Annotated in this window: 3 protein-coding genes and 1 pseudogene; 3 read left to right on the top strand and 1 reads right to left on the bottom strand. The window is 67.3% G+C overall.

Going from position 1 to position 3,462, the window contains the following annotated elements:
• A pseudogene (locus AB0B89_RS35480) lies at positions 1-573 on the top strand (hypothetical protein); the annotation flags it as partial.
• A gap of 90 nt (positions 574-663) precedes the next feature.
• On the opposite strand, the gene AB0B89_RS35475 reads toward AB0B89_RS35480, so the two are convergent.
• Positions 664-942, bottom strand: coding sequence for a DUF1524 domain-containing protein (locus tag AB0B89_RS35475; RefSeq protein WP_358561882.1), 279 nt, complete (start codon positions 940-942; stop codon positions 664-666).
• Between AB0B89_RS35475 and AB0B89_RS35470 the strand changes: the two genes are divergently transcribed.
• Both AB0B89_RS35470 and AB0B89_RS35465 read left to right on the top strand, forming a co-directional pair.
• A complete protein-coding gene (locus tag AB0B89_RS35470; RefSeq protein WP_358561880.1) occupies positions 941-2,251 on the top strand; it encodes a tyrosine-type recombinase/integrase in 1,311 nt (436 codons plus the stop codon). The two genes, AB0B89_RS35475 and AB0B89_RS35470, sit on opposite strands and share 2 nt — an antisense overlap.
• Positions 2,241-3,377, top strand: a complete 1,137-nt coding sequence (locus tag AB0B89_RS35465) for a hypothetical protein (RefSeq protein WP_358561877.1) — start codon at positions 2,241-2,243, stop codon at positions 3,375-3,377. The genes AB0B89_RS35470 and AB0B89_RS35465 overlap by 11 nt, the downstream gene beginning before the upstream one ends.
• Positions 3,378-3,462 lie beyond the last annotated feature (85 nt).

The raw sequence follows: 3,462 nt of genomic DNA, 5'->3' as shown, positions 1-3,462 counted from the left end.
GTCGACGACGCCGTCCAGGAGCACGCCAAGGACCGGGCCTTCGACGCCGCCTCCACGATCACCACGCTGCCGGCGGGCGCGGAGGAGCACCAGGACGCCGTCACGTCCTTGGCCGGGCCGGCCCTCACGACGGCACCCGGTGGCACGGCCCACGCGGCCGCCACCGGCACCGCGACCGGCACCGCGACCGGCACCGCGACCGGCGGTCTTACGGGCACTGAGCACGCCGCCCCGGCCGGGGCGAGCGACGTGACCGTCACCGTGAACACCGTGACCGGCGAGCCCGTCAACGTACGGGCCGACGCGTCGGCCGACAGCAAGGTGGTCGGCACGCGGCGGGACGGCCAGCGGGTCACCATCGTCTGCCGCAAGGTCGGCGACCCGGTCTCCGGCACGTACGGCACCAGCAGGTACTGGGACCTGATCAGCACCGGCGGCTACGTCGCGGACGCCTACCTGAGCACCGCGTCCGGCACGCCCGTGGTCCCGCTGTGCGGGCGCGCGCAGAACGAACCGCCCCACCGGGCGCTCGCCCCCCGCGTCCATGTCGGCTTCGTCTCCCACCACCGGTGACCGGCGCGGGAACACGACAAGGGCCGCCGCCCGGCGAGGGGACGGCGGCCCTCGTGGCCCGCCGGCGCGGTGACGGGCCACGCCGACGGGTCAGCAGTAGCCGAGCATGGTGGAAAGCGCCGACTTCTCGCTGCTCTGGACGGTCAGGCCCCACTCGTACTTCACATCGATGTAGGCCTTCGCGTAGGTGCACCAGAACGAGGTGAGCGGCGGCTTCCAGCTCGCGGGGTCGGAGTCCCCCTTGGCCTGGTTCACGTTGTCGGTCACGGCCCAGAGCTGGGCGTTCGTGAGGTCGTTGGCGAAGGACTGGCGCTTGGCGGTCGTCCAGGCGTACGCCCCGGAGCGCCACGCCTCGGCGAGCGGCACCATGTGTTATCCGAACCCTGACATTGATGCCGTTGACATCTGTGACAGGAGTCTTGGCCGCCGGTTTCTCTATGTGAGCGTTGCGTTATCCGGTGTAGCAGTACGCTCCGCTGACAGCGACGACATGGGGAGCGAATTGGCGACCACACAACGGGTGGCGAGCGCGGAAGGACCCACGTGGACGGTCCTCGCCGGTGACTTTCGAGTCGCGGAGCCCGTCGAGCAGTACTTGGAGTACCTGCGATCGACGGACTGTTCACCCAACACGATCAAGAGCTACTCGCGGGGGCTTGCGCTGTGGTGGTCCTTCCTGGAACAGCGCGAGCAGGCGTGGGACACGGTTGGTGTGACAGACCTCGGCACGTTCGTCGGGCAGTTGCGCCGTAGGAGTGTGGCGGCGGATGTCGTTCCTCTTCCTCGTCAGGAGCAGGCGGCTGACGCGACCGTGGCGAGCCGGGTTCGGGCGGTGATGGGTTTCTATCGGTACCACGCTGCGCGCGGTGTGGAGGTCGCGGGCCGGTTGTACGAGACGGTGCGTTCGCGGCCGGGAAGCTACCTGCCGTTCCTGGAGCATGTGGCGCGCAAGCATGGCCGGCGTTCGAGCGTGGTGAAGGTAAGGGTCAGGACGAAGCCGGTCCCGGTCCTGCTGCCGGAGCAGATGGTGTCACTGCGAACAGCGGAGGCGTCCTGGGACGCCGCTGAGGGGGCGTGGTCGGGTGAGCTGCGTTACCGGCTGTTGTGGACACTGTTGGAGGAGACCGGTCTGCGGCTCGGTGAGGCTCTCGGGCTGCGCCATTGTGACTGGAAGACCGGTACGGGTACGACGGCGCAGGTCGAGGTCGTGCGACGCGAGGACCACCCGCACGGCCTGCGGGCCAAGAGCGGCCACCGGCGGATCTTCATCGGTTCGGCACTGGACCGTCTTTACGGCGATTGGGTGTGGGCCCTGTGTGAGGCAGGCGCCGACGTGGAGCTGGACGATTGGGACAGCGCGTACATCTTCTGCAATCTCCGCCGTGGGCGTCGTTTCGCCCCGCTGAGTCCCGAGAGCGTCTACAAGCACCTGGGGGCCAGGAAGCGCCAGCTGCCTTGCCTGCCGGTGGAGATGACGCCTCACTGGTATCGCCACACGCACGCTACGGCGCTGCTGCTGGCGGGCGTGCCGATGCACGTGGTCAGCCGGAGACTCGGACACGCCGACATCCAGACCACGATCAACACCTACGCCCACGTCACCGAGGACGCCGAGCTTCGGGCGTGCGCGGACTGGCAGAAGATCACGCAGTCCTGGGGGAGCTCGAATGGAGATTGAACCGGCGCCGCGTTCGGAGACCGGCGCGCGAGCGCTTGCCTCGCCGCGGACGGCGGAGCGAAAGCGCCTTGACAAGCGAGATCCGCGCCTGCCGATCGCCGAGCTCTTCAGCGAGGAGCGGGCCAGAGGTCTGTGGGAGAGCCTTCCTGAGGAGCACCGGCTGGACCACTTCGACTCGACGAACATGCCCGAGGACTACCGTCAGGCGTTCACCGTGCAAACCATCGACCGTGAGCGCGGCTGGTTCAGCCAGGCGCTCAGCTTCCGCGGCCTGCCCGAGACGATGATCTGGGAACTCGCGTGGTGCGTCCACCAGCAGGTCGCCGACGGATACAGCGTCGATCCGGCGCGTTTCCAGCAACTTCGGCGGGGGCTGAGCCTGGCCATTGAGCACGGAGGCCCTCGGGTACGTCATGTCAGGTCTCTTACAGCACTCTCCCACGAGGAATGGGCACGTGAGGTCCGTGGCGCGACGATGCGTACGAACCCGTCCGGCAATGCCGATCTTGCAACGCTCGTCTTGCACAGCGTCAAGCATCTGCAGGACCGTCTGGCCTACGCGTATCACGACGGCGAGTGGTGGCGCCTGAACGTGTGGAATCCGAGTCTGGACCGGCGGATCCCGCAGCGTGAACACGAACCGCATGGCCGGTCGGTCGCCAATTTCAGCCAGCTCACCACTGATTGGTTCCGGGAGGCGGCGAAGTGGTGGCTGTCGGTGCAGCTGTTGACGGAGAGGTATGTGTGGTCCTCGGTGAAGAGCCGACTGGACCATCTGAAGTGGTTCCAGTGGTACATCGATCAAGCGGGATGTGCCGGCCCTCAGCTTGTCGACTCACCCGAGCAGCTCAGGCCCTGGCTGCGAGGCTTGGTGGACTCCCTCAACAGCCACACGGCGATGACCGGGCCGAACAAGGGCGGCAGACTCTCAAAGAGCAGCCGCCGCGGCCCGCTGGTGACCATCGAAGTCTTCTACCGCTGGATGTACGACAACCGTGCCGAGGCCGCCGCAGTGCTCGGGGATCCGCGGTGGGCCAGACTCGGCCTCCACCACACCGTGCTGTTCCAACTGGAGGACAAGCCCAGACTCATCAACAAGCTCCCGGACGACATGGCTGTCCTGTGACAGCGAAGGCTGAGCATTGTCACCGAAGGTTGATGACCACTAGTTTCGTGCCACCGAAGGTTGAGTGACGCGTCGCCAGTCGTCA

The sequence above is a fragment of the Sphaerisporangium sp. NPDC049002 genome, from assembly GCF_040649355.1.
Classification (GTDB): Bacteria; Actinomycetota; Actinomycetes; order Streptosporangiales; family Streptosporangiaceae; genus Sphaerisporangium.
The sequence above is the reverse complement of the archived record's forward strand: the minus strand, read 5'-3'. Positions and strand labels throughout refer to the sequence as shown.

Bases quoted from the DNA above. Each gene is read 5' to 3' on its own strand.
- AB0B89_RS35465 (WP_358561877.1), top strand. From the start codon at position 2,241: ATGGAGATTGAACCGGCGCCGCGTTCGGAGACCGGCGCGCGAGCGCTT.
- AB0B89_RS35475 (WP_358561882.1), bottom strand. From the start codon at position 942: ATGGTGCCGCTCGCCGAGGCGTGGCGCTCCGGGGCGTACGCCTGGACG.
- AB0B89_RS35470 (WP_358561880.1), top strand. From the start codon at position 941: ATGTGTTATCCGAACCCTGACATTGATGCCGTTGACATCTGTGACAGG.